The following is a 24,051-nucleotide window of genomic DNA, read 5'->3' on the forward strand; positions in this document are numbered from 1 at the left end:
AACCACACCCCCACCCCCAAATCACCCCACCAAAGACCGCGGCACCACAAACCTCTCCAACACCCCACTCCCAACAGTCACATCCCCCCAGGCCACCGCGAAATCAATCACCGCCAAAGCCCCCGTCGGAAATTTCTCCCTGACCCCGGCAAGTCTCTCCCCATCCGAAGCAAGAGCGATCGCCAACTCCTGCAACCCCGGATTATGCCCAACGACCAGCAGCGTCCGCACAGCAGCATCGACACCACGAACAACCGCCGCAATCCGCTCCGCCGCCGCCTCGTAGATCTCCCCCACATCCCGCCGCTCGATATCATCAGGCAGCTCGGCACCAACCAGCGCCCAGCTCTCCTGCGTGCGCCGCGCCGTGGAGATCAGCGCCAGATCGGGAACCAGCCCCTCGCGGGCCATATAGCGCCCCATCAGCGGCGCAGCCTTCAAACCACGGCCGCCGAGCGGACGATCATGGTCGTCGACACCCTCGGGCCAGGCGGATTTGGCATGGCGCAGCAAAAGCAGGCGGTATCTTGGGGCCGTGGTGTCTGGCGTCATGATGCCCTCCGGAAGAGGCTTACCCTCCCTCATCCCGGCCTTGTGCCGGGATCCAGCCACCCCAAGTCCTTGGGGTGGAAAAACTCTTCCGCGCCGCGGACGCGACGCCGCTGGATCCCGGCTCAAGGCCGGGATGAGGGATCGAGAGTGCCGGCTCAAACAAAATGGACGGGGGTTAACCCGTCCATCGCAATTCATGCAATCCGGCCCCGCCCATCACTGGGAGAGGCCGAAAGCTCTCAGTTCCACTCGCGGATATCGACGAAGTGGCCGGCGATGGCCGCTGCTGCTGCCATGGCGGGCGACACCAGGTGGGTGCGGCCCTTGAAGCCCTGGCGTCCCTCGAAGTTGCGGTTGGAGGTCGATGCGCAACGCTCGCCCGGCTTCAGGCGGTCGTCGTTCATGGCGAGACACATGGAACAGCCAGGCTCGCGCCAGTCGAAACCGGCGGCCTTGAAGATCTTGTCGAGGCCTTCGGCTTCCGCCTGTTCCTTGACGAGGCCGGAGCCCGGAACGATCATGGCGCTGACGGTGCCGGCAACGGTCTTGCCTTCGACGACCTTGGCGGCGGCGCGCAGGTCCTCGATGCGGCCGTTGGTGCACGAGCCGATGAAGACGCGGTCGACGGCGATGTCGGTGATCTTCGTGCCCGGCTTCAGGCCCATGTAATCAAGCGCGCGCCACTTCGACGTACGCTTGTTCTCGTCGGCGATTTCATCCGGGTTCGGAACGATGCCCTGCACCGAGATGACGTCCTCGGGCGAGGAGCCCCAGGAGACGATCGGCGGCAGTTCGGCGGCGTTGAGCGTGACGACGCGGTCGTAGTGGGCGCCTTCGTCCGACTTCAGCGTGTTCCAGTATTTGATCGCCTGGTCGAGCGTTTCGCCCTTCGGCGCGCGCGGCTTGCCCTTGATGTACTCGTAGGTGACGTCATCAGGCGCGATCAGGCCGGCGCGGGCGCCGCCTTCGATCGACATGTTGCAGATCGTCATGCGGCCTTCCATCGACAGCGCGCGAATGGCTTCGCCAGCATATTCGATGACGTAGCCGGTACCACCTGCCGTGCCGATTTCGCCGATGATGGCGAGCACGATGTCCTTGGCGGTGACGCCGGCCGGCAGCACGCCGTCGACCTGCACCAGCATGTTCTTCGCCTTCTTCTGGATCAGCGTCTGGGTGGCCAGAACGTGTTCCACTTCCGACGTGCCGATGCCATGCGCCAGCGAGCCGAAGGCGCCGTGCGTCGAGGTGTGGCTGTCGCCGCAGACGATCGTCATGCCCGGCAGGGTGAAGCCCTGTTCCGGTCCGATGATGTGGACGATGCCCTGGCGCTTGTCGCTCGCCGAATAATATTCGACGCCGAACTCGGCCGCGTTGATCGCCAGCTGCTCGACCTGGATGCGGCTTTCCTCGTTCTTGATGCCGAGATGGCGATCGGGAGAGGTCGGCACGTTGTGGTCAACGACCGCGAGCGTCTTTTCAGGCGCGCGAACCTTGCGGCCCGTCATGCGCAGGCCTTCGAAGGCCTGCGGCGAGGTGACTTCGTGGACCAGGTGGCGGTCGATGTAGAGAAGACAGGTGCCGTCGTCCTGTTGATCGACCAGGTGGTCGTCCCAGATCTTGTCGTAGAGGGTACGAGGTGCGCTCATGGCGATACATCCGTTATTATGCAAAGGGCGTTTGCTTGCAGTGGGGGTATGGAGCTTGGCGGCGCATAGGCCACCGGCCGTCGGTCGATCAGAAACGGATCAACGAAGTCGGCTGTTGAGCGCACCGGAAACGGTCGCAAAGAAGCGTGCCGGCAGGCGGTAGTGATCCTGCAGCACGAAAATATGCGCCCCAATGCAACTGAACTTGGATTCCATGAGCAGTCACTTACCAATTTTTCCGATGCTCGGCAATTCGATTCATTAGCGCTTTATCGCCGTCCGTCTCTGCCGCGCATCCGTTTCTCGATCTGCCTGAGGCCAAGCGACAGGCCGATCGTCAGGATCAGGTAGATATAGGTGACGATCGAATAGGTTTCAAAGAAGCGGAAGGAGCCGGACGCATAGATCTTGCCCATCTGCGTGATGTCGGAAACGCCGAGCACAGAGACCAGCGAGCTATCCTTCACCATCGCCACGAAATCGTTGGACAGCGGCGGAAAGATCACCTTGATCGCCTGCGGAAAGATCACGAGGCGAAAGCGATGGTAGCGCGACAGGCCAAGCGCCTTGGCGGCCTCGATCTGCCCCTGATCGACCGACTGGATGCCGGCGCGGAACACTTCGGCGATGAAGGAGGAATAGCCGATCATCAGCGCGATGATCGCTCGCCACATCAAGGAGAAATCGCGCACCAGCACCGGCTCCGTAAGCCCGGCATTCACCAGCGGCGCGGTCAGGAAATTATAGGCGGCGACGAAGGCCGGCGCGCCGACGAAGGCGACGTAGAACAGAAGCACCAGCATCGGGATGCCTCTGACAACCTCGACATAGAAGCGGGCGATCTGGCGCAGCGCGACGCTGTCCGACAGCCCGAGCAGGGCTATGCCGAGCCCGAGCAGCGTCGCCAGCGCAAAGCCGACGAGCGTCACGAAAATGGTGATGCCGACGCCGTTGAACACGGTGCGGAACACCTGCGCATAGACGTCGTTGGCGATGATGACGGCGGCGAGCGTAACGCCGATCACGACAAGGGCGACCAGCCACCAAGGATAGTCGCCCTTCTCCTGGCCCCGCGGGTTTGGCTGCGGAGCCATCATGCTTCAGTCCGTGCGCGGCAAGCGATTGAAAAAGACGGGATCATTGACCCATCTTGTAGTCGAGAAACCATGTCTTGTTGAGCTTGTCGAAGGTGCCGTCGGCCTTGAGGCTCGCGATCGCCGCATTGACGGGACCGACGAGATCGGACCCCTTGGGGAAGATGAAGCCGAAATCCTCGGTGCCGAGCGGCCCGCCGATGACCTTCAGCCCGCCATTCGACGCATCGACATAGCCCTGAGCTGCGACGCTGTCGGTCAAGACCACATCGACATCGCCGGCTTTCAGCGCCTGTACCGTGGCGCCGAAGGTCTCGAACAGCTTGATGCGCGGGTTCTGTTCATTGCCGTCGAGGATCTCGTAGACGGCGGCATAGAAGGGCGAGGTGCCCGGCTGCGCGCCGACGAGGCCGTCATTGAAGGCACCGAACGTCTTGGCGTCGGTAAAGCGCGTCTCGTCGCCGCGCACCAGCATGAACTGCTGCGAGCGCATGTAGGGATCGGAGAAGTCGACCTTGGCCTTGCGATCGTCCTTGATGGTGATCCCGGTCATGCCGATATTGTACTGGTTATCAGACACCGCCTGGATCATCGCATCCCAGCTGGTGTTTTGGTACTCGACCTTGAAGTTCAGCCGCTTGGCGATCTCGTTCATCGCATCATATTCCCAGCCGATCTGCTTGCCCGTCTTCGGATCGACGAACTGCAGCGGCGGATAGGCGTTCTCAGTGACGACCACGACCGTCTTGCCCTTCAGATCGGGAAGCTCGGCGGCGGAGGCCGCAAGCGGCGAAAGAGCGAGGGCGGTCAGTCCGGCAAGGACGGTGCGACGAAACAACATGAAATATCTCCCCAAAATAGCGCTCGCGGAAACTGTCATGTTTGCAAAGCCGCTGGCAAGGGGATTGGCGTGTGAGGATGGGGGAAATCGGGAATGGTCTTTCAAAAATAGGGGTGTTTGGGGCATGACACGCGCTACGGCGCCGGTCGGCGCCCGCAGCCCCCTCATCCGCCTGCCGGCACCTTCTCCCCGCTGGGGCGAAGGGGAGATGTGGCACCGTCCCAGTCAAAACAAAACGCTATAGGCGTGGTGAGGGGCGCACAACGCCAGCCACCGGCCCCTTCGCCCCAGCGGGGAGAAGTGCCGGAGCGCAGCGAGGCGATGAGGGGGCCACACGGTAAATCACTGGCCATCTCCCCCTTGAACAAAATCCCAATCAGATGTCGGATCACTAACCGCTCGCCCGTCCTTAGGGCCCAACCCATCGCATCAACTCGGAGGAACACCCCATGCCAAGCACCATCCGCCTGCACCGCGTTCTCGCCACCAAGCCCGAGAAGGTCTACCGCGCCTTTATCGAGGCCGACGCGATGGCCAAGTGGCTGCCGCCGAACGGCTTTACCTGCAGCGTCCATCATTTCGAGCCGACCGTCGGCGGGACCTTCAAGATGTCGTTCCGCAACTTCACATCAGGCAACAGCCATTCCTTCGGCGGCGAATATCTCGAACTCGTGCCCGGCGAACGCGTGCGCTATGTCGACCGCTTCGACGACCCCAACCTGCCGGGCGAGATGGAGGTGACGGTCGACCTGAAGAAGGTCTCCGTCGGCACCGAGATCAACATCACCCAGGCCGGCATCCCCGACCTCATCCCGCCGGAAGCCTGCTATCTCGGCTGGCAGGAGTCGCTACGCAACATGGCGCGGCTGATCGAGCCGGAGATTGCGGAGTAAATCGATAAAGTCCCCTCCCCAACCCCTCCCCACAAGGGGGAGGGGTTGGGGAGGGGTCTTCGCCACACCCTCACCCACCGACCAAATGCGTCTTTTGATTGCATTAACACAGAACCGCTATCCTGACGTCACCAAGGAGCGCGTATGATATCCGCCCTTGGTATTCGCCGTCTGCGGCGTTGAGCAGGACTGACATAAGCGGGATGACAATGAGGGACCGACCAGAAGCCAGCTTTCCTCGCCGCGAATTCAGAAGAGCGAAGCGGCCCATCTATATCGGTCTGCTGGCTGGAGGCGTGATACTTCTGTATCCGGTTGCCACGGGCGCCACGAAGGTACTTGGCCCAGAGTTTGGCGTGGCTCCCCGAATATTGCTCACTTTGGCATGTTTGGCCATCTACGCCGTCGGAGCCCGTGCACTTCTGTCACGGTTGGATTTTGATGAGGTCGTCTTGGCGTTGGATCACCAAGGCATCCACTTCACACCCCATGGCACGGGACGCATACACTGGGCGTCGATCGCCGGCATCAAATACTACGAAGTGGGGCGATTCCGGGAGAACAAGATCATCGCGATCAGCAAACGGGATGCCGAAACAAAGGAGACCAGAATTGATGCTCACCTTCTCCGCGGCAGCAGGCCGCGAGAACTATATGAGACCATGAGGCGTTACCATCGTCACTTTGCACCGGCGATGAATAGCAAGGACGACGCGAATGTCGGTACCTATGCCTCATCGTCGTGGACAGGACTGGACGACGATTGAAGCCATGCAGCGGCGGCCGCCGATTGGCGTAGCCAGCCTCATGTGCAACAAAAAAGGCGACCCGAAGGTCGCCTTTTTCGTCAATCCTTGCGGATGAAGCTTATTCCGCTGCCGGCTCGGCTGCGGCGGCTGCTTCAGCGGCTGCGGCTTCGGCAGCTGCCTTTTCGGCGGCTTCCTGTGCTGCCTTTTCGGCTGCCAGAGCCTGAGCAGCTGCAACCTTTTCAGCTTCCAGACGTGCCTTTTCCTGGGCGAGAGCGGCGCGCTCGGCGTCGTTGAGCTTGCGGGCGCGAACGCCGGTGTCTTCAACGATACGGGCAGACTTGCCGCGACGGTCGCGCAGGTAGTAGAGCTTGGCGCGACGGACCTTACCGCGGCGAACGACTTCCACGCTTTCGATGGCAGGCGAGTAGACCGGGAATACGCGCTCGACGCCTTCGCCGTAAGAGATCTTGCGGACCGTGAAGTTTTCCTGCAGACCGCCGCCCGAACGAGCGATGCAGACGCCTTCGTAGGCCTGTACGCGGGTACGCGTGCCTTCCGTGACCTTCACGTTGACGCGGACGGTATCACCAGGAGAAAATTCCGGGAGCGTGCGCTTGGCTTCGATCTTGGCGACCTGTTCGGCCTCAAGCTGCTGAATGATGTTCATGTGTCAACCTCATTGTTGGTTCGACAACCAGAGCGCCCTGCGATCAATCCTTGGGTCAAGCCTCGGACTTATGCCTCTTCAGGCAGGGGCGAATGCGTCTGTCTTTCTTTGCTTGGTTGATGGGATATTTCCCATTCCGGGCGTGCGCATACCCTATCGCGCGGCCTTTGTCACCCCTTGCGCGTGAGATTCATTGGCGGGAGGTAGTGATTGGGTCGCTCCCAGGCCCGCGTTTAGTCCCCTCCCCAACCCCTCCCCACAAGGGGGAGGGGCTTGCTGGGCGCACCCTCCCCACCAAACTGAAGCCTTTCAACAAGCATCGGGAACACGAGCTGGCGGGGGGCGCCACGAGTTAGCCCCTCCCCCTTGTGGGGAGGGGTTGGGGAGGGGTCTTCATGCCGCGTGCGGAGGGGCCTTTATGTCACCCCTGTGCATTATTTGATTAAATATTTGTCAAATGCCCAAATCGGGAGCAAGTTCGATTGTGGCCATTTTGTGGCCCGCGAATCCTAGGAGGGGATTACATGACATCTGGCAATCCGTCGCCCTCGTTGTACAACGAGGATCTGGCGCCCGCTCGGGAGAGGAAGTGGGGCGCCTTCAGCATTTTCAACGTCTGGACCTCGGACGTTCACAGCCTGTGGGGCTATTATCTCGCCGCCAGTCTTTTTCTTCTGTGCGGCAGCTTCATCAATTTCGTCATCGCCATCGGTCTCGGCTCGCTTGTCATCTTTGTGCTGATGAGCCTGGTCGGCAATGCCGGCGTCAAGACGGGCGTGCCGTTCCCAGTTCTGGCGCGTGCCTCCTTCGGCACCTTCGGCGCCAACGCGCCGGCGCTGGTGCGCGCGGTCGTCGCCTGCTTCTGGTACGGCGCGCAGACGGCCGCCGCCTCGGGCGCCATCGTGGCGCTGCTGATCCGCAACGAGAGCATCCTCGCCTTCCACCAGAACAGCCATTTCCTCGGCCACTCGACGCTGGAAGTGATCTGCTACGTCATCGTCTGGGCGCTGCAGCTTTTGATCATCCAGCGCGGCATGGAAACCGTGCGCAAGTTCCAGGATTGGGCCGGACCGGCCGTCTGGATCATGATGCTCGTCTTGGCCGTCTATCTCGTCGTCAAGGCCGGCACCTTCTCCTTCGGCAGCGAAATTCCGCGCGACGTGCTGATCGAAAAGACCAGGGATGCCGGCGTTCCCTATGAACCGGGCACCCTGCCTGCGCTCGCCGCCGTCGCCGCCACCTGGATCACCTATTTCGCCGCTCTCTACCTGAACTTCTGCGACTTCTCGCGCTACGCCAAGGACGTGAAGACGCTGCGAAAGGGCAATCTCTGGGGCCTGCCGATCAACCTGCTCGCCTTCTGCCTCGTGGCGGGTGTCACGACCACGGCGGCCTTTACCGTCTATGGCGAGGTGCTGCTGCATCCCGAAGCCATCTCGGCCAAGTTCGACAGCTGGTTCCTGGCGCTTCTGGCGGCACTCACCTTTGCGGTGGCAACGCTCGGCATCAACGTCGTCGCCAACTTCGTCTCGCCGGCCTTCGATTTTTCCAACGTCTTCCCGCGCCACATCAGCTTCAAGCGCGGCGGCTATATCGCGGCATTGATCGCGCTGGTGCTCTATCCCTTCGCCCCCTGGGAAACGGGTGCGGCCCACTTCGTCAACTTCATCGGCTCGACCATGGGGCCGATCTTCGGGGTGATGATGGTGGACTACTATCTCATCAGAAAGGGCGAACTCGACGTCGCGGCCCTCTACCGCGAGGACGGCGAATTCCGCTTCCAGAGCGGCTGGCACGTCAACGCATTCATCGCGTTTGCGATCGGCGCGCTCTTCTCCTCGATCCTGCCGACCTTCACGTCTATCCTGCCGGAATGGTGGGGCACATACGGCTGGTTCTTCGGCGTCGGCATCGGCGGCGGGGTCTATTATCTCCTGCGCATGACCACCCGCGGCTCCGCCGTCGGTGCTGCCTCACGATAAACGAAATGCCCGGCTTCGGCCGGGCATATTTCTTTGCGAGATCTACTCGTCCAGCAGATCCGGTCGCCGCGCGCGCGTCAGGTTGACCGCCTGCTCGCGCCGCCACTTCTCGATCGCGCCGTGATTGCCAGATGTCAGCACCGCGGGGATCTCGCGGCCTTCCCACTCCTGCGGGCGCGTGTAGTGCGGGTGCTCCAGCATTCCGCCCTCGAAGCTCTCGTGCAGGCCGGAGAGGTCGTTGCCCATGACGCCGGGCAGGATGCGGACGATCGCGTCGAGGACGGTGAGCGCTGCAGGTTCGCCACCTGAGAGCACGTAGTCGCCGATCGACACTTCTTCCAGCTGGCGCGCGTCGATCACCCGCTGGTCCACGCCCTCGAAACGGCCGCAGACGATGATGACGCCTTCGCCGGCGGCCAGTTCGCGCACGCGTTCCTGCGTCAAAGGCTTGCCGCGCGGGCTCATCAGGAGCCGTGGGCGACTGTCGTTTTCGGAGACGGTATCGATGGCGCGGGCGAGCACGTCGGGCTTCAGCACCATGCCGGCGCCGCCGCCGGCCGGCGTGTCGTCGACGGTGCGGTGCTTGTCGGTGGCGAAATCGCGGATCTGCACGGGCTCAAGCGCCCACTGGCCACGCTCCATTGCCTTGCCGGCAAGGGAATAGCCGAGATGGCCGGGAAACATCTCCGGGTAGAGTGTCAGGACAGTCGCCCGGAAGGCCATCTTATCGCTCACTTCTTTTTCTTCGACTTGTCGCCGCCCGAATTGTCAGGCGTAAACGACGGACCGTCGTCGTCGCTATCGACGAGGCCTGAGGCCAGCGGATCGATGGTGATCTTGCCGGCTTCGAGGTCGATCTCGAGCACCGAGGCCTCCGAAAACGGGATCAGCACCGGCCGCTTGCCGGGACCCTTGAGCTCCAGCAGGTCGCCGGCGCCGAAATCGAAGATGCCGGTGACGGTGCCGTAGCTGACGCCCTGGTCGTCGACGGCCTCGAGGCCTTCGAGATCGGCATAGAAGAACTCGTCTTCCTCAAGCTCGTCGTCGGGCAGGTTGTCGCGGTCGATATAGAGCTCCAGACCGTTCAGCGCCTCGGCGGCGTTGCGGTCGTTGATCCCCCGGAAGCGGACGACGACGACATTCTTCATCTCGCGGATTTCAAGCACCTCGAAGGTGCGGCCATCCATGCTGTGCAGGTGGCCGTAATCGCCGAGCGCGGTCGGATCGGCGCTGTAGGACTTGGCGCGCACTTCGCCGCGCAGCCCCTGCGCGCCACCGATCGTTGCCATCAGCACCGGATTTTCTAGCTTTGTCATGGCGTCCCTAATGTCGAAGCCGGAGGTTTGGTTCGTCATAACCGAAGTGAACGGGAATGGAAACGAAAACGGGCGGCATGTCGCCATGCCGCCCGTTCGATCAAGGCCGAAGCCCGGAATTATTCCGCGGAAGCAGCAGCTTCTGCAGCGTCGGCGATCTTCTGAGCCTTTTCAGCTGCACGCTCCTGAGCGCGCTTGCCTGGCTTTGCCTTTTCCGGGTTATTCTTGGCTTCGCGCTTTGCAATGCCGGCTTCGTTCAGGAAGCGCAGAACGCGGTCGGTCGGCTGTGCGCCCTGTGCGATCCAGTGGGTGATGCGCTCGGCGTCGAGCTTGACGCGGGCATCGTTGTCCTTGGCGAGCATCGGGTTCCAGGAACCGAGGTTCTCGAGGAAGCGGCCGTCGCGTGGGCTGCGGGCGTCAGCGAGAACGATGTGGTAGTACGGGCGCTTCTTGGAACCACCGCGTGCGAGACGAATTTTCAGTGCCATTTTCTTTACTCCTTGGATGTGTCTGAACCGCTTCTTGTCGAAGCGGCCTTGTTACTTTGCAGCAGCGCCGTTTTCGGCGTGATCCGCTGCGATCTGCTCATGATGCCGGATGACTTCCTTGATGACGAAGTTCAGGAACTTCTCGGCGAAATCCGGATCCAGATTGGCATCCTTGGCCAGGTGGCGAAGGCGTTCGATCTGGTATTCCTCGCGCGCCGGGTCTGCCGGCGGCAACTTGTACTTGGCCTTGAGAACGCCGACCTCTTTGGTGCAGCGGAACCGTTCGGCCAGGATATGCACCAGCGCCGCATCGATATTGTCGATCGACTGGCGATAGCTGGAGAGCTGGGCTTTGATTTCAGGATCAGTCATAGTCTGGGCGACCCCTTCACTTCTTCTTTGGCAGGCCGGGAAGGCCCGGGAAACCACCGCCGAGGCCGGGCAGCTTGGCGCCGCCCAGACCCGGCAAACCACCGCCACCGAGGCCCGGCATGCCGCCGCCCGGCTTGCCGAGGCCGGCCGCTTCCGCCTGCTTCTGCAAGGCTTCGAGCTGTTTCGGATCGATGTTGGAGAGATCGGGCATGCCGCCCATGCCGCCGCCAAGGCCACCGAGGCCCATCTTGCCGGCAAGGCCGCCCATCATCTGCTTCATCATGCCGCCTTTGCCCTTGCCGCCCATCATCTTCATCATGTCCGCCATCTGGCGGTGCATCTTCAGAAGCTTGTTGATGTCGGAGGCATCGGTGCCCGAGCCGGCGGCGATGCGCTTCTTGCGCGAATGCTTGAGCATATCAGGGTTGGCACGCTCGGCCTTGGTCATCGAGGAGATGATCGCAAGCTGGCGGCCGAACAGGCTGTCGTTGAGGCCGGCAGAAGCCATCTTGTCCTTCATGCCAGCCATGCCGGGCATCATGCTCATGATGCCGCCCATGCCGCCCATCTTCTGCATCTGGCGCAGCTGGTCGGCGAGGTCGTTCAGGTCGAACTTGCCCTTGGCCATCTTGGCGGCCATGGCGGCCGCCTTTTCGGCGTCGATGTTTTCGGCGGCGCGCTCGACCAGCGAAACAATGTCGCCCATGCCGAGAATGCGGTCGGCGATACGGCGCGGGTGGAACTCTTCGAGTTCGCCCATGCGCTCGCCGACACCGATGAGCTTGATCGGCTTGCCGGTCACCGCGCGCATCGAAAGCGCCGCACCGCCACGGCCGTCGCCGTCCATACGGGTGAGCACGAGGCCGGTGATGCCGACGCGTTCGTCGAAGTTGCGCGCCAGGTTGACGGCGTCCTGACCGGTCAAGCTATCCGCGACCAGCAGGATTTCATGCGGGTTCGACTTCTTCTTGATGTCGGCCATTTCGACCATCAAGGGCTCGTCGATATGCGTACGGCCGGCGGTGTCGAGGATCACGACGTCGTGGCCGCCGAGCCTCGCTGCCTGCACGGCGCGCGCGGCGATATCGGTCGGCGACTGGCCGGCGATAACAGGCAGTGTGTCGACATTGGTCTGTACGCCGAGCTGGCGCAGCTGCTCCTGGGCGGCCGGGCGTCGCGTATCGAGCGACGCCATCAGGACCTTCTTCTTCTCGCGGTCGGTGAGCCGCTTGGCGATCTTCGCAGACGTCGTCGTCTTGCCCGAGCCCTGCAGACCGACCATCATGATGACGACGGGCGCAGCGGCATGCAGGTCGACGCCCACGCCTTCGCCGCCGAGCATCTCGATCAGCTCGTCATGAACGATCTTGACGACCATCTGGCCGGGCTTGATCGACTTCAGGATCTCGGCGCCGACGGCCTTTTCACGGACGCGATCGGTAAAGGCGCGCACCACGTCGAGCGCGACGTCGGCCTCCAGAAGCGCACGGCGAACCTCGCGTAGCGCTGCGGAAACATCGGCTTCCGAAAGCGCGCCACGGCCTGTCAGTCCATTCAGAATGGATCCAAGACGGTCCTGGAGGTTCTCAAACATCGGCTCTTCCTTGTGATTTCCGGATAGGGAAACCTTGTGCTTTTCCTTGACGAAAACAAGACGCATAGCCAAAAAGCACCCGAGGGCGCATCGCGCTGTCGGGTGTGGACCTCCGGGATCGATTTATACCTTTGCGGGTCCCGGTCGGTGGCTCGAGTCTTGAAGCTCGTCGCAGATTGAGCGGCGGTAAACAGGAAAACGGCCGGAGAGTCAAGGCAATCAGGGCAAATAAGCGGTTTTCGGCCTTTCAAAAGCCGGCGCGGCAACCCAAATGCAGAAACCCGAACAGCATATCACGGCGACGAGGCTCCCACCGCATGGCAAACGCCAAACCAAAAAATCCCTACTATCAAGGCCCGGTCACCGACCATTTCGACGGCACCCGCTTTTTCAACCCCGGCGGCATCGCCCCTCTCGGCTTCCGCGCCATGCTGCGCTGGCAGTTCAACGGCGAGCGGCAGACCTGGCAAAAGCAGGTGCCGAGCCCCTTCCCGCAGGCGAAACCCGATGCCCGCGTCGAAGGTGACGGCCTCAGGGTGACGATGGTCGGCCACGCCTCGATGCTGCTGCAGGTGGCGGGTCTCAATATCCTGACCGACCCCGTCTGGTCGGACCGCGTCAGCCCCTTCTCACTTGTTGGCCCGAAGCGGGTCACGGCCCCCGGCATCCGTTTCGAGGATCTCCCAAAGATCGACCTCGTCATCGTCTCGCACAATCACTACGACCATCTCGACGTCGTGACGCTGAAGCGGCTGCAGGCCGCCCATAGCCCGCATTTCGTCACCCCGCTCGGCAACGACACGATCATCCGCCGCGCCGCACCTGATGCCAAGATTTCCGTCATGGACTGGGGCGACCGCATCGCGATCTCTGATGGCATCACTATAAACGCCGAGCCGGCGCACCATTGGTCGGCGCGCGGCACTGGTGACCGCAGCATGGCGCTCTGGGCCTCCTTCGTCATCTCGACTCCATCGGGCAAGATCTACCACGTCGGCGACACCGGCTTTCACGACGGCATCAACTATCGCGCCGCGGGCGAGAAACACGGCCCCTTCCGCCTCGCCATCCTGCCCTTCGGCGCCTACGAGCCGCGCTGGTTCATGAAGGGCCAGCACCAGAACCCCGACGAAGCCGTCCGCGGCATGCAACTCGCCAACGCCGCCCACGTCGCCGGCCACCACTTCGCGACCTTCCAGCTGACCGACGAGGCCATGGACGCGCCGGTGAGAGCATTGGAGGTCGCATTGCGCGAGCATGGCGTTGCGCCGGAACGCTTTCGGCCGCTCAGGGCCGGCGAGGTGTTCGACGTGCCGCTGGAGTGAAGTGCTCCCATTTTCTTCGCCCTCATCCGTTCCCTCCACCCAGCCTTTGCTCTAAAGCCCTTCCAACAGAATTGGAAAAGGCAGCGCAATGGGCTTCTCGATCACCACCTGGAACATCAATTCGGTCCGGCTGCGCATGCCGATCGTCGAGCAGCTCTTCCTTAAGCATCGCCCCGACATCATCTGCCTGCAGGAAACCAAGGTGCCGAACGAGCTGTTCCCCTTGGCGCCCTTGAAGGCCATGGGCTACGAGCATGTGATCATCCATGGCCAGAAGGGCTATCACGGGGTGGCGATCGCATCGCGGTTTCCGCTGGTCGAGGATCACAGCACCGACTATTGCAAGGTCGGCGATGCCCGGCATATTTCGGCCGTGTTCGAGCGCGGCGGCAAGCGCATCCGCATCCATAATTTCTATGTGCCAGCCGGCGGCGACGAGCCGGATCGGGCGATCAATCCGAAGTTCGGCCACAAGCTCGACTTCATCGAGGAGATGAAGCTCTTGAAGGCCGATGGCGAGGCCGATACCTCGGCGATCCTGGTGGGCGATCTCAACATCGCGCCGATGGAGCACGACGTCTGGTCGCACAAGCAGCTTTTGAAGATCGTCAGCCACACGCCTGTCGAGACCGAGGGCCTGCTTGAGGTGATGAAGCGCGGCCAGTGGCTCGACCTGATGCGCCAGAACGTGCCCGACACGCAGAAGCTCTATACGTGGTGGAGCTATAGGGCCAAGGATTGGGAAGCGGCCGATCGTGGTCGGCGTCTCGACCATATCTGGTCGTCGCGCGATCTCGGGCCGCATCTGCAGCGCATCGAGATTCTCAAGGAAGCGCGCGGCTGGGACCGGCCGTCCGACCACGTGCCGGTGACGGCGCATTTCGATCTCTGATCAGCTTAGAAAAGAGCCTCAGGCGAAGCGGTGAAGCTCGGCGGCGGCCTTGGCCGCCAACGCCGCGATATTGTCGCGGATGCGCTGCTGGATCAGCAAAGCCGCATCCGGATATTCCTCGATCAGCCGGTGAAACAGCGAACGGGTGATGCGGATGATCGCCGTGTCCTCGCGGGCGATCGCCGTGAACTTGCGCTCGACGAGCGTGACCAGCGCAAGCTCCGACAAAAGCGTGCCGGACCCGACAACCGCCTGAACCTCAGGCTTGTTGTCGCGTCCGGTGTGGCTCAGTTCAACACTGCCGCTGACGATGACGTAGGCGCTGTCGGCGGGAGAGCTTTCGCGAAAAAGCATCTGCCCGTTCGAGATCACACGCCGATCCGCGCCGAAGGCGATCAGCCTCAGCTGATCCTCCGACATTCCGTTGAAAAGCGGAAGCTGCGCGAGCAGCTGGATATCGTCATTCAGCGCCATGATTACGGAACGATCTTGTAGCCGCCGTTTTCCGTGACCAGGATTTCGGCGTTCGACGGATCGCGCTCGATCTTCTGGCGCAGGCGGTAGACGTGGGTTTCGAGCGTGTGGGTGGTGACGCCGGAATTGTAGCCCCAGACCTCCTCGAGCAGCACGTCGCGGGTCACGACCTTCTGTTCGGCGCGGTAGAGATAGCGGATGATCGCCGCTTCCTTTTCAGTGAGGCGGATCTTCTGGCCGTTTTCCGTGGTCAGCAACTTCTGGCTCGGCTTGAAGACATAGGGGCCGACGCTGAAGGTGGCGTCCTCGCTCTGCTCGTGCTGGCGCAGCTGCACGCGAATGCGGGCAAGCAGAACCGCGAAGCGGAACGGCTTCGTCACGTAGTCGTTGGCGCCGGCCTCGAGGCCGAGAATGGTATCTGAATCGGTGTCATGGCCCGTCAGCATGATGATCGGCGCCTTGAGGCCGCCCTTGCGCAGAAGCTTCACAGCCTCGCGCCCATCCATATCAGGCAGCCCGACATCCATGATCAGGAGATCGATGGCCGTCGCGCGGGCGCGTTCGACACCCTTGGCAGCCGTGGATTCCTGGAGAACCGTGAACTCGTCATAGAGCGAGAGCTGCTCCGTGAGGGTCTCGCGGAGGTCGTCGTCATCATCCACCAACAAAATGGTGCGTGCTGTCATGCGGCTATGTCCCTCGCCATCTGGTTCACTATTCCTACGCCAACTTTAGGATGTTGGCAAAGATCAGCATACCAAGCTGTTATCGTATATGGTGCTATATGATTTCAATCATTGCCCCTGCAATTGCACAAACATGTGAGAAACATGGAAAAAACAAGGCGGACACCGTCTTTGCAACCAACGATCATCACCGTTAGACCAGCGCCGGGGCAGAAAAGCCGGGCTTTGCTGCAATTCGGCACAATCGTGGTGCCCGCAGCGATCGGCCGTTCGGGCCGCAGCACGCGCAAGCGTGAGGGTGATGGCGCCACTCCGATCGCCGAAATGCGGCTGATTTCGGGTTTCGTGCGCGGCGAAAAAACCTCCGGTTTGCGAACGCGGCTACCGATTCGCCTTATCCGCGAGGACATGCTCTGGTGCGATCAGCCTGATGACGCCAACTACAACAGGCCAGTCAAGGCGCCGTTCAGCAAAAGTCACGAAAAGATGAAGCGCGACGACGGGCTCTATGACGTCTGCCTCGTCATGGACTGGAACATCAGCTCACGCGCCCGCAATCGCGGCTCGGCGATCTTCTTCCACCTCATCCGCCCCGGCTACAAGCCGACGGAGGGCTGCATCGCCATTCACCCGCGCGACATGAACCGCATCCTGCCTTACTTGCGCAAGGGTACCGTCGTCAGGGTTTTGTAATCTCGGGATAAGAGCAGGGGTGATATCGCGCGCCGCCTGACCTATATGCAATCCGACCGACGCCCGGGCTGAAAGGCGATCAGGGAAATGGCGGTCACCCGCTGTTCAACACGCCCCGTTCCATTCATCGCTTTCGCGGAGATTTATTGTGGCACAGCAATCCATCATTACGTTTCACGACGGACATTCCATTCCCCAGGTCGGTCTCGGCGTCTGGCAGACGCCCAACGACATGGCGGCACCCGCGGTGCGCGCCGCGATTGAAGCCGGCTATCGCCATGTCGATACGGCCGCGGTCTATGAAAACGAAGAGGGCGTCGGCGAGGGAATCCGCTCGTCGGGCGTCGACCGCAAGGACGTCTTCCTGACCACCAAGCTCTGGAACGCCGACCAGGGTTACGACACGACACTTAAGGCCTTCGACAAGAGCCTGAAGCGCCTCGGCACCGATTATGTCGACCTCTACCTCATCCACTGGCCGGCGCCGAACCGCGACACCTATGTCGATACCTGGAAGGCCTTCATCAAGCTGCGCGAAGAGGGCCGCGCCAAGTCGATCGGCGTCTCGAACTTCTATCCGGAGCATCTGGAGCGGTTGATTGCAGAGACCGGCGTCGTGCCCGTCATCAACCAGATCGAGCTGCATCCGGACTTCCAGCAGAAAATCGCGCAGGAAGCGCACAAGAAGCTCAACATCGCCACGCAGTCCTGGAGCCCGCTCGGCCAGGGCAAGCTGATCGCCCATCCTGTTCTGGCGAAAATCGCCGAGAAGCACGGCAAGACGCCGGCGCAAGTGATCATCCGCTGGCACATGGACAGCGGCCTCGTCGTCATCCCGAAATCGGTAACGCCGTCGCGTATCGTCGAGAACTTCCAGGTCTTCGACTTCAAGCTCGATGGCGACGACATGGCCGAGATCGCCAAGCTCGACAGCAGCTCGGCGCGCATGGGGCCGGACCCGAAGACGGCGACGTTCTAAGGACTTGATCTAGAGGTGTAGGCCTGGAGCTTGTGGCTCTAGGCCCCGCCCTGCCACGTCTTCACCGCCTCCAGCGGCCTGACGAGCATCAGCACGTTGAGCGTCAGGTTGTCCCGGATCATGTAGCCGGTGAAGATCTCGAAGAAGATGGCGATCGAGACCGTCAGCCAGACCGGCGCGCGCCAGGCGAAGAAGAAGCCGAGCACCATGAACACCGTGTCCATCGCCGAGTTCAGGATGCTGTCGCCGTAATAATCGAGCGAGATGGTCGCCGTGCGGTAGCGGTCGATGATGATCGGCGAGTTCTCCAAGAGCTCCCAGCCGGATTCGATCACCAGCGCCAGAAGCAGCTTCATCGCGATCGGCTTGCCGCGCAGCACCAGATGCGCCAGGCCGTAGAACAGGAAGCCGTGGATGATATGGGATGGCGTGTACCAGTCCGACATGTGCTGCGAGTTGCCGCTGGAATTGACGGTGCCCTCCCACAGCTTGACGTAGCCGCAGGTGCAGATCGGCGTGCGCCCCATCAGATATTCGGCGACGATCTGCGCGATGAGCACGCCGAGGCAGGCGATGAACCAGTAGGTCTGGTGCCTGGCTCTGTCAGTCGCCTGCAGCGCCGTCACTGGCCGGCCTCGCCCTCGGGCGCGATCGTGTGCTTCATGATCAGCGGCATTTGCGCCAGCGTGAACAGGATGGTGATCGGCATCGTGCCCCAGACCTTGAAGGCGACCCAGGTGTCGTCGGAGAAGTTGCGCCAGACGACCTCGTTCAGCACCGCCAGGAACAGGAAGAACACGCCCCAGCGAACGGTGAGCTTGCGCCATCCTTCGGCATCGAGCTGGAAGGCGGCGTTGAAGACATAGCCGAGCAACGACTTGCCGAAGAGCAGGCCGCCGAGCAGCGTCAAGCCGAACAGCGAATTGATGATCGTCGGCTTCATCTTGATGAAGGTCTCGTCCTGCAGGTAGATCGACAGCGAGCCGAAGATCAGGACGACGATGCCCGAGACGAAGGGCATGATCGGCAGATGGCGCAGCACGACCTTCGAGATGACGAGCGAGATCACCGTCGCCGCCATGAACAGCGCGGTCGCGACGAAGAGCGGGCCGCCGAGGGAGGCGAGAGCCGGGAATTTCTCGACGAGCCAGGGCCCGCGCAGATTGGCGAAGAAGAAGATCAGCAGCGGCCCGAGCTCCAGCGCCAGCTTGAGCATCGGGTGATGCTTGTCTGTCGCCGACGGGGTGATATCGCTCTCGGTCGTCATGAGGTCCCTAATCCGTTCCCTGGTCAGTCTTTGTCGTCAGTTGTTATCGTCGGTCTCTATCCCGGACGCTTGCGCGCCCTTGCGGGCATATCTGTGGCATCAATCGTGATCGGCGGCAATGGCGGCGATTTGATCAGCCCCGTGCGTCGCCGAGACCCGCGATCGCATGGGCGAAATCCTCGGCCTCGAAGGGCTCCAGATCGTCCACGCCCTCGCCGACGCCGATGAAATAGACCGGCAGCTTGTGCTTGGCGGAGATGGCGACGAGGATGCCGCCGCGCGCCGTGCCGTCGAGCTTGGTCATGATCAGGCCGTTGACGCCGGCGACGTTGCGGAAGATCTCGACCTGGCTCAGCGCGTTCTGGCCGGTGGTGGCGTCGAGCGTCTGCAGCACGGTGTGCGGCGCGTCGGGATCGAGCTTGCCGAGCACGCGCACGATCTTCTCGAGCTCGGCCATCAGCTCCGTCTTGTTCTGCAGGCGGCCGGCGGTGTCGATGATCAGCACGTCGCATTTCTTCTGCTTGGCCTGCTCGAAGGCGTCATAGGCAAGCCCCGCCGCATCGGCGCCGAGCTTGGTGCCGATGAATTCCGACTTGGTGCGGTCCGCCCAGATCTTCAGCTGCTCGATCGCCGCCGCGCGGAACGTATCGCCTGCCGCCACCATCACCTTCAGCCCGGCGCCGGAAAGCTTGGCGGCCAGCTTGCCGATGGTGGTGGTCTTGCCGGTGCCGTTGACGCCGACGACGAGGATGACATGCGGCTTGTGGCTGAGATCGAGCTGCAGCGGCTTTGCCACCGGCTTCAACACCTTGGTGATCTCCGCCGCCATGATGCGGCTCACATCCTCACCCGACACGTCCTTGCCGTAGCGTTCAGACGCCAGCGTATCGGTGACCCTGAGTGCCGTCTCGACGCCGAGATCGGCCTGGATCAGGAGGTCCTCGAGATCCTGCAACGTGTCGTCGTCGAGCTTGCGCTTGGTGAAGAGCGCCGAGATCTGGCCCGTCAGCTGCGACGAGGTGCGCGCGAGGCCGGCGCGCAGGCGCTGGAACCAGTTGAGCTTGGCCGGGGGGACGATGGTGACGGGTTCGGGGGTCTCGGTGGCGGTGGAGAAGCCCTTGGGGAGGATGGGGGTGTCGGTGTCGGTCGGAGTTGGTTCAGTGGAGTCGCTAGGCGCGGGCTCGGAGGGTGCGATACCCCCCTCTGCCCTGCCGGGCATCTCCCCCACAGGTGGGGAGATTGGCTGGGCGCGATCGCTCGCTTCATCCTCGACCGTTTCGTCGGATAACGGCTGGACTTGCCCACTCGCATCAGCATCAATTGTCTGGTCGGGAGCTTCCCGCGAGTCGATCTCCCCCCTTGTGGGGGAGATGTCCGGCAGGACAGAGGGGGGTACCGCGCCCACTGAGCCAACATCTTCCGCCTCAGCATCAGACTCCGCCTCAGCCTCCAGCAACGACAACGGCACCAGCCCGACATCATCGGTCGCAAGCGCCGTCGGCAAATCCTCGGAAACCTCGTCCTCGGCAACACCCTCGCCATCGGCCGAAGGCCCACCGGCCGTCTCCACCTCCTCCGGCAACACCGGATCGGTGGCAACAGGCAACGCATCCACCGGCGCACTCGGCACCGGAACCGGCACCGTCACCTCGGCAACAGGCGCCTCGGCGACCGGCTCGACCGCAACCTCGGCGGCCTTGGTCTCGACCGTATCCGGCGCCTGCTCTTCCGCCGTCTTGTCGGGGCCGAAGGTGAAGACCTTTTTGATGAAGCTGAACGCCATGAGAATTCCGTCAGGTCAGGCCGCGGAGGCGGCCGTCAGTTGCATGTCGAGGTGCTTGCCGTTGTGGCCGACGATGTCGACCTCGACCAGCGCGCGGGGGTTTAAGCCCGGCGCTGCGACAAGCGTGAAGTTTTCCGTATGCGCCAGTCCGTTGTTTTCCACCAGCAGCCATTGCCGCGTGCCGACCATGCGATCGAGATGGGACTGATGCAGCATATGTCCAGTGGCGCGCAGCCGTGCCGCCCGCTCCTTGACCAACGCCCGGTCGAGCTGCGGCATGCGTGCCGCCGGCGTTCCCGGTCGCGGGCTGTAGGGGAAGACGTGCAGATGCGCGATTTGCGCATCCTCGGCGAGCCTCACAGCATTGCCGAACATCTCTTCCGTCTCGGTCGGGAAACCGGCGATCATGTCGGCGCCGATCGAGATCTCCGGCCGCAGCCGTCTGACCTCGTTGGCGAAAGCAAGCGCATCGGCGCTGGAATGCCGGCGCTTCATCCGCTTCAGGATCATGTCGTCGCCATGCTGCAGCGACAGGTGCAGATGCGGCATGAAGCGCGCTTCGTCGGCGATGAGATCGAGGAGATGCCGGTCCGCCTCGATGCTGTCGATCGACGACAGACGGAGACGCCGGATATCCGGCACCTGCTTCAGAAGCGTCTTCGCCAGCAACCCGAGCGTCGGCTCGCCGGGCAGGTCGGCGCCGTAGCTGGTGGCATCGACGCCCGTCAGCACGATTTCGCGATAGCCGCTTTCGGTGAGCTTGCGCGCCTGGTCGACCACCGATCCCATCGGCACCGAGCGCGAATTGCCGCGGCCATAGGGGATGATGCAGAAGGTGCAGCGGTGGTCGCAGCCGTTCTGCACCTGGATGAAGGCGCGCACGTGGCCGTCGATATGCTTGACCATCTGCGGCGCGGTCGCCTTGACGCTCATGATGTCGTTGACGCGCAGCTTCTCTTCGGCCGAGACGCCGAAATCAGGCAACGCGCGATAATTGGCGCTCGCAAGCTTCTCCTCGTTGCCGAGCACCGCGTCGACCTCGGCCATCTCGGCGAAGGTGTGTTTCTCGGTCTGTGCGGCACAGCCGGTGACGATGATGCGGGCTTCAGGATTGTCGCGACGCGCGCGGCGGATCGCCTGGCGCGCCTGGCGCACGGCCTCGCCCGTCACGGCGCAGGTATTGACCAGAATGGCGTTGTTCAAGCCCGCCTTTTCGGCCTCGGCCCGCATCACTTCGGATTCGTAGGTATTCAGACGACAGCCGAAGGTGATGACCTCGACCCCGCTCACTTGGCTTCCGCCCCCGGAGCCTCGACCGCCTCGTCACGCTGCCACGCGCCGGTCACGGGATCGACGGTGCCGGACCATTCCCATTCGGCGGGACCGGTCATGACGACATGGTCGTCCTCACGCCATTCGATGGTGAGCGGCTGCCGGCTTGGCGCGGTGGCGACGTCGATCGTGACCTTGCGCCCGGTGCGGCCGGTGCGCGCGGCGGAAACGCCGGCGGCACAGGCAGCCGACCCGCAGGCAAGCGTCAGGCCTGCGCCGCGCTCCCAGGTGCGGGTGCGCAGGCTTGCATCGGACGTCACCTGTGCCAGCGTGATATTGGCCTTCTCGGGGAACATCGGGTGATTTTCGAGCAGCGGTCCGAAGCGCTCCAGATCGAAGCTCATCGGATCCCTGTCGACCCAGAAGATCGCATGCGGATTGCCGATCGACATGGCCGATGGCGAATGCAGCACCGGATTGTCGATCGGGCCGATCTGCAGCTCGATGCGGCTGGTATCGAAGAATTCTTCCGAGAGCGGGATCTTGTCCCACTGGAACACCGGCCTGCCCATGTCGACCGAGATCGTCCCGTCCTCGTGCTCGGCTGCATTCAGGATGCCGGCGACGGTCTGGAAGGTGAAGACCTTCTGGCCGGTCTCGGCCGACAGCGCCTGCACCACGCAACGCGTGCCGTTGCCGCAGGCCTGCGCCTTGGTGCCGTCGCAGTTCAGGATATCGATCCAGGCATCGGTGCCTTCGGCCTTCGGATCATGGATCGCCATGATCTGGTCGAACTGGGTCTCAGAAGCCGCATTGAGCGCGATCGCGGCTTCGGGTGTTACCTTGTCCTTGCGCCCGCGCATGTCGACAACCAGGATCTTGTTGCCAAGCCCGTTCATCCTCGCGAATTCGACCGTTGCGCTCATTGTCTCATGTCCATGTGTGTTTGGGCTGTATATGGCGGAAATGCGCGGGAATTACCAGTGTCGGCGTGATCGGCCCATCCGCTCCTGTCGTCACCGTGGCGACGGGGAAAATTTCGCGGCACGACCAAGAAACATCCCGACATTATCAGCATGATAGCCGAATTCTGCGCACCCCGTTATCCCCGCCACTCGCAATCGCCACACACTGGTCACGTCATCGGACAGGGAGCCGGGTTCGCGAACCGGTAACGCCAAGGTTGGTATCCGGCGTTCGGTGATGGTTGTGAAGAGGTGGTTCCAAGGCCGTCAGGGCCAAGGGATCATCCGGCAAGGAAAGGCCGAGAGACGCTCCTGTCGGCCCGGACGAACCGGAAACCTTAGAGCAATCGGGCAGGTGGAAACGCCTGACACACATACCACTGATACAATGCCGCCTGCCCATTCCCACTTTCATGGGATCCCGCCCGCTACCGTCGCCGAGCTTTGCTCCGCGCGGGGTTTTGTGGTGTCGTGGTAGGCTACTGTGGACGCCCGAGGCCACCCATCCTCCCTCATTCTCGCCCTTGTGGCGGGAATCCAGCCGACGCGCGTCTGCGCGGCGAGAGACTCTTCTTCTGATATAACACTGGGCCGTTCATTCCCGGCGCGGACGCGCCGTGGCTGGATTCCTGTGACATCGCCCGAGCGACGCTTGGGCACAGGAGTGAGCTCAGGGAGACGTCGCCGCCCTGCCAGCCAACCATCAATCGCGATAGGCAGCCGTTCCCGGGATGACCTCGTAAGGCACCTTGAACACCTTGTCGTCGAACTGCACGCCGGTCTTGACGTTGAACACCATGACCGAGGTGTCCTTGCCCTGGTTGTCGGTGATCGTCCACTGGCGCAGGTCATAGGTCTTCGGGTCGAACATCATGGTGATGGTCGAGTTGCCGAAAACGGTGTTGTTGCCGAGTGCGATGGTCGTCAGGTCGGACTCTTCCTTGACGCTCTTCACAGAGCCGGCAGACAGGTCGATCTTCTGCGCCAGAAGCAGGCTGAGCGGTGTCTTCGACAGCGGGTAGAGATCCCAGGTCTTCAGCTTCATGTTGCCGATCGCCACGTTCTTACCATCGGCGATCACGCGGATCGGCGACGGGTCGTCGTAGTTGAAGCGCAGCTTGCCGGGGCGCTGGATGAAGAACTTGCCGCCGGTCTGCTCGCCCTTGGGGCCGAACTGTACGAACTCGCCCTGCATCGTGGCGACCGAGGAGAAGTGGTCGGCGATCGCCTGCGCGGTGCCGCTTGTGGACGCAGCCGCGGCCGCCTGGGCGAAAACGTTGAGCGGCAGCGCGGTGGACGCAGCCGCGACAGCAAGCGCGCCCAGCATGTGGCGCCGTGTCAGCGTGAAGCGATCCAGGAATGTGTCGGAGTGGTTCATGAAAGTCTCCTTTATGCAGTCTGCATGCTGCCGAAACGCGGCGTCTTCATGGCGTCCTGGCGCGACCGGCCAAAGGTAACGTTTTCGCGCCGATCAGGTTTCCGTGAAGAAGAAGTACATGCGAGATAAATCGCGCTGAA

At 62.4% G+C, this 24,051-nt stretch carries 25 protein-coding genes; 7 read left to right on the forward strand and 18 right to left on the reverse strand.

Going from position 1 to position 24,051, the window contains the following annotated elements; all coding sequences use genetic code 11:
- Positions 1 to 21: 21 nt before the first annotated feature.
- The 4 genes from QTL96_RS30015 to QTL96_RS30030 form a co-directional block, all read right to left on the reverse strand.
- Positions 22 to 552, reverse strand: a complete 531-nt coding sequence (locus QTL96_RS30015; protein ID WP_289730299.1) for a histidine phosphatase family protein — start codon at positions 550 to 552, stop codon at positions 22 to 24.
- 239 nt (positions 553 to 791) lie between these two features.
- Positions 792 to 2,201: a 3-isopropylmalate dehydratase large subunit gene (gene leuC, locus QTL96_RS30020; RefSeq protein WP_111562604.1), complete on the reverse strand. Its 1,410-nt coding sequence runs from the start codon at positions 2,199 to 2,201 to the stop codon at positions 792 to 794.
- Between the two features lie 269 nt (positions 2,202 to 2,470).
- On the reverse strand, positions 2,471 to 3,295 hold the full coding sequence (locus tag QTL96_RS30025) for an amino acid ABC transporter permease (RefSeq protein ID WP_289730449.1): 825 nt from the start codon (positions 3,293 to 3,295) through the stop codon (positions 2,471 to 2,473).
- 43 nt (positions 3,296 to 3,338) lie between these two features.
- On the reverse strand, positions 3,339 to 4,136 hold the full coding sequence (locus tag QTL96_RS30030; protein WP_018902251.1) for a transporter substrate-binding domain-containing protein: 798 nt from the start codon (positions 4,134 to 4,136) through the stop codon (positions 3,339 to 3,341).
- A 449-nt stretch (positions 4,137 to 4,585) separates the two neighbouring features.
- Between QTL96_RS30030 and QTL96_RS30035 the strand changes: the two genes are divergently transcribed.
- The gene (locus tag QTL96_RS30035; RefSeq protein WP_111562601.1) at positions 4,586 to 5,029 is read left to right on the forward strand and encodes an SRPBCC family protein; all 444 of its coding nucleotides are present in this window, start codon (positions 4,586 to 4,588) and stop codon (positions 5,027 to 5,029) included.
- 209 nt (positions 5,030 to 5,238) lie between these two features.
- Entirely contained in the window at positions 5,239 to 5,796 is a 558-nt protein-coding gene (locus QTL96_RS30040) for a hypothetical protein (RefSeq protein ID WP_289730300.1), read from the forward strand.
- A 100-nt stretch (positions 5,797 to 5,896) separates the two neighbouring features.
- On the opposite strand, the gene rplS is transcribed toward QTL96_RS30040, so the two are convergent.
- Positions 5,897 to 6,445, reverse strand: a complete 549-nt coding sequence (gene rplS / locus QTL96_RS30045) for a 50S ribosomal protein L19 (protein WP_018901924.1) — start codon at positions 6,443 to 6,445, stop codon at positions 5,897 to 5,899.
- A gap of 524 nt (positions 6,446 to 6,969) precedes the next feature.
- Here rplS and QTL96_RS30050 point away from each other — a divergent pair.
- Complete coding sequence (locus QTL96_RS30050; protein ID WP_289730301.1) at positions 6,970 to 8,427, forward strand: NCS1 family nucleobase:cation symporter-1; 1,458 nt, start codon at positions 6,970 to 6,972, stop codon at positions 8,425 to 8,427.
- Positions 8,428 to 8,469: 42 nt separating this feature from the next.
- Here QTL96_RS30050 and trmD read toward each other — a convergent pair whose 3' ends face one another.
- The 5 genes from trmD to ffh all read right to left on the reverse strand — a co-directional run bounded on the left by trmD (position 8,470) and on the right by ffh (position 12,197).
- The gene (gene trmD, locus QTL96_RS30055) at positions 8,470 to 9,150 is read right to left on the reverse strand and encodes a tRNA (guanosine(37)-N1)-methyltransferase TrmD (RefSeq protein ID WP_289730450.1); all 681 of its coding nucleotides are present in this window, start codon (positions 9,148 to 9,150) and stop codon (positions 8,470 to 8,472) included.
- Positions 9,151 to 9,158: 8 nt separating this feature from the next.
- The gene (gene rimM / locus QTL96_RS30060; protein ID WP_289730302.1) at positions 9,159 to 9,743 is read right to left on the reverse strand and encodes a ribosome maturation factor RimM; all 585 of its coding nucleotides are present in this window, start codon (positions 9,741 to 9,743) and stop codon (positions 9,159 to 9,161) included.
- A gap of 119 nt (positions 9,744 to 9,862) precedes the next feature.
- Positions 9,863 to 10,231 (reverse strand): 30S ribosomal protein S16, encoded by a 369-nt coding sequence (gene rpsP, locus QTL96_RS30065; RefSeq protein WP_018901909.1) that lies wholly within the window; start codon positions 10,229 to 10,231, stop codon positions 9,863 to 9,865.
- Positions 10,232 to 10,282: 51 nt separating this feature from the next.
- A complete protein-coding gene (locus QTL96_RS30070; protein WP_047508787.1) occupies positions 10,283 to 10,603 on the reverse strand; it encodes a chorismate mutase in 321 nt (106 codons plus the stop codon).
- A gap of 16 nt (positions 10,604 to 10,619) precedes the next feature.
- Complete coding sequence (gene ffh / locus QTL96_RS30075) at positions 10,620 to 12,197, reverse strand: signal recognition particle protein (protein WP_289730303.1); 1,578 nt, start codon at positions 12,195 to 12,197, stop codon at positions 10,620 to 10,622.
- 317 nt (positions 12,198 to 12,514) lie between these two features.
- On the opposite strand from ffh, the gene QTL96_RS30080 reads away from it, so the two are divergent.
- Positions 12,515 to 13,522: an MBL fold metallo-hydrolase gene (locus tag QTL96_RS30080; protein WP_289730304.1), complete on the forward strand. Its 1,008-nt coding sequence runs from the start codon at positions 12,515 to 12,517 to the stop codon at positions 13,520 to 13,522.
- A gap of 88 nt (positions 13,523 to 13,610) precedes the next feature.
- Entirely contained in the window at positions 13,611 to 14,414 is an 804-nt protein-coding gene (locus QTL96_RS30085) for an exodeoxyribonuclease III (protein ID WP_289730305.1), read from the forward strand.
- Positions 14,415 to 14,432: 18 nt separating this feature from the next.
- On the opposite strand, the gene QTL96_RS30090 is transcribed toward QTL96_RS30085, so the two are convergent.
- Together QTL96_RS30090 and QTL96_RS30095 are read right to left on the reverse strand one after the other, a co-directional pair.
- On the reverse strand, positions 14,433 to 14,888 hold the full coding sequence (locus QTL96_RS30090) for a cyclic nucleotide-binding domain-containing protein (protein ID WP_289730306.1): 456 nt from the start codon (positions 14,886 to 14,888) through the stop codon (positions 14,433 to 14,435).
- 2 nt (positions 14,889 to 14,890) lie between these two features.
- Positions 14,891 to 15,574 carry a response regulator transcription factor gene (locus QTL96_RS30095; RefSeq protein WP_018901915.1) on the reverse strand — a complete coding sequence of 228 codons (684 nt, stop codon included), beginning with the start codon at positions 15,572 to 15,574 and terminating at the stop codon, positions 14,891 to 14,893.
- Positions 15,575 to 15,745: 171 nt separating this feature from the next.
- On the opposite strand from QTL96_RS30095, the gene QTL96_RS30100 reads away from it, so the two are divergent.
- Together QTL96_RS30100 and QTL96_RS30105 are read left to right on the forward strand one after the other, a co-directional pair.
- Positions 15,746 to 16,267 (forward strand): L,D-transpeptidase, encoded by a 522-nt coding sequence (locus QTL96_RS30100; protein ID WP_289730307.1) that lies wholly within the window; start codon positions 15,746 to 15,748, stop codon positions 16,265 to 16,267.
- 148 nt (positions 16,268 to 16,415) lie between these two features.
- Complete coding sequence (locus tag QTL96_RS30105) at positions 16,416 to 17,246, forward strand: aldo/keto reductase (protein WP_289730308.1); 831 nt, start codon at positions 16,416 to 16,418, stop codon at positions 17,244 to 17,246.
- A 38-nt stretch (positions 17,247 to 17,284) separates the two neighbouring features.
- Here QTL96_RS30105 and QTL96_RS30110 read toward each other — a convergent pair whose 3' ends face one another.
- The 6 genes from QTL96_RS30110 to QTL96_RS30135 form a co-directional block, all read right to left on the reverse strand.
- Positions 17,285 to 17,872 carry a DUF2585 domain-containing protein gene (locus tag QTL96_RS30110; RefSeq protein WP_289730309.1) on the reverse strand — a complete coding sequence of 196 codons (588 nt, stop codon included), beginning with the start codon at positions 17,870 to 17,872 and terminating at the stop codon, positions 17,285 to 17,287.
- Positions 17,869 to 18,513: a septation protein A gene (locus tag QTL96_RS30115; protein ID WP_209191930.1), complete on the reverse strand. Its 645-nt coding sequence runs from the start codon at positions 18,511 to 18,513 to the stop codon at positions 17,869 to 17,871. The genes QTL96_RS30110 and QTL96_RS30115 overlap by 4 nt, the downstream gene beginning before the upstream one ends.
- Positions 18,514 to 18,646: 133 nt before the next feature.
- The gene (ftsY, locus tag QTL96_RS30120; RefSeq protein ID WP_289730310.1) at positions 18,647 to 20,296 is read right to left on the reverse strand and encodes a signal recognition particle-docking protein FtsY; all 1,650 of its coding nucleotides are present in this window, start codon (positions 20,294 to 20,296) and stop codon (positions 18,647 to 18,649) included.
- A 15-nt stretch (positions 20,297 to 20,311) separates the two neighbouring features.
- Positions 20,312 to 21,586, reverse strand: coding sequence for a tRNA (N(6)-L-threonylcarbamoyladenosine(37)-C(2))-methylthiotransferase MtaB (mtaB, locus tag QTL96_RS30125; protein ID WP_289730311.1), 1,275 nt, complete (start codon positions 21,584 to 21,586; stop codon positions 20,312 to 20,314).
- Positions 21,583 to 22,494, reverse strand: a complete 912-nt coding sequence (gene dapF / locus QTL96_RS30130; protein WP_289730312.1) for a diaminopimelate epimerase — start codon at positions 22,492 to 22,494, stop codon at positions 21,583 to 21,585. Before dapF ends, mtaB begins: the two co-directional genes overlap by 4 nt.
- A 742-nt stretch (positions 22,495 to 23,236) precedes the next feature.
- Positions 23,237 to 23,911 (reverse strand): outer membrane lipoprotein carrier protein LolA, encoded by a 675-nt coding sequence (locus QTL96_RS30135; protein WP_112941056.1) that lies wholly within the window; start codon positions 23,909 to 23,911, stop codon positions 23,237 to 23,239.
- Between the last annotated feature and the right edge of the window lie 140 nt (positions 23,912 to 24,051).

This window comes from Rhizobium sp. S163 (assembly GCF_030380805.1).
Taxonomy (GTDB): domain Bacteria; phylum Pseudomonadota; class Alphaproteobacteria; order Rhizobiales; family Rhizobiaceae; genus Rhizobium.